Annotated in this window: 1 protein-coding gene; it reads left to right on the top strand. The window is 48.9% G+C overall.

The window, feature by feature from the left end:
- Window positions 1-669: 669 nt before the first annotated feature.
- Window positions 670-804: a 50S ribosomal protein L34 gene (gene rpmH / locus ACIQVE_RS29160; RefSeq protein WP_003213577.1), complete on the top strand. Its 135-nt coding sequence runs from the start codon at window positions 670-672 to the stop codon at window positions 802-804.
- The last annotated feature ends 124 nt before the right edge of the window (window positions 805-928 follow it).

Here is a 928-nt window from a genome sequence, read left to right as displayed (position 1 = left end):
CTTCGGCTTCGACCTGTTGTGGACGTATCAAGGTGTTGATTTGTTGGGCAGGCAGCTCCTCGCGCAAAAGCTCCACGCACTGCTGCCAAAGTTCCACTGACACGGATATCCCCTAAGTTGAAAGCCGGTGAGGCAAAAACAAGCGGCCATTGTAGCGGCGAGCCGTCCACTTATCCACATGCAGGTTGCCCCGCATCCATGATTTAACTATGCGCTAACCGGAAAAAAGGCGACCAACGGTATGTGAATAAGCTCTGTGGATAACCCCGTCTAAGGGCATTGGACAAGTGGGGGCTAAACTCGGTGGATAACCTGCCTGTGGATAACAGCCCATTCCACACACAGGTTATCCGACAGTGCAGCACAGGCTGAACACTGTTTTCCACCGTAGTTGTCATTCTCTGTACATCAGGTTAAATAAGGCCTTGAGTCAGTTATCCACAGAGGATGGCTGCCCTAGCTTTTATAAGCTTTACAGAAAAGCTTTAAATAATTCCCTTCTTTATTTTTATTTATGGCAAACAGGCTTTCAACCAAAGAAGGTCCTGAGATCTATTTATAAGGAAACGTTGGTTGGAAATTGACCTGAAGGCTTGCTTTCTCTAGAATCCCCGGTCTCTTAAAACGGGGGCCATTCCGGCCCGTTGTGGACGAACCAGGTAACACGACATGAAACGTACTTTCCAACCAAGCACCATCAAACGCGCTCGTACCCACGGTTTCCGTGCTCGCATGGCTACCAAGAACGGTCGCGCAGTCCTGTCGCGTCGTCGCGCCAAAGGTCGTGCGCGTCTGGCAGTTTGATAATCCGGTACTGGAGGTGAGTCAGGACTTCAGTCGGGAAAAGCTTATGCTTACCCCCCTTAATTTCTATGCAGTATTTGACTCAACTACAGGCAAGTTTCAGGTTATATTTGTCCTTATCATT

The sequence above is a fragment of the Pseudomonas sp. NPDC098747 genome (genome assembly GCF_044760045.1).
Classification (GTDB): domain Bacteria; phylum Pseudomonadota; class Gammaproteobacteria; order Pseudomonadales; family Pseudomonadaceae; genus Aquipseudomonas.
This window is presented reverse-complemented; position numbering and strand designations above follow the sequence as displayed.

Bases quoted from the DNA above. Each gene is read 5' to 3' on its own strand.
- rpmH (WP_003213577.1), top strand. From the start codon at position 670: ATGAAACGTACTTTCCAACCAAGCACCATCAAACGCGCTCGTACCCAC.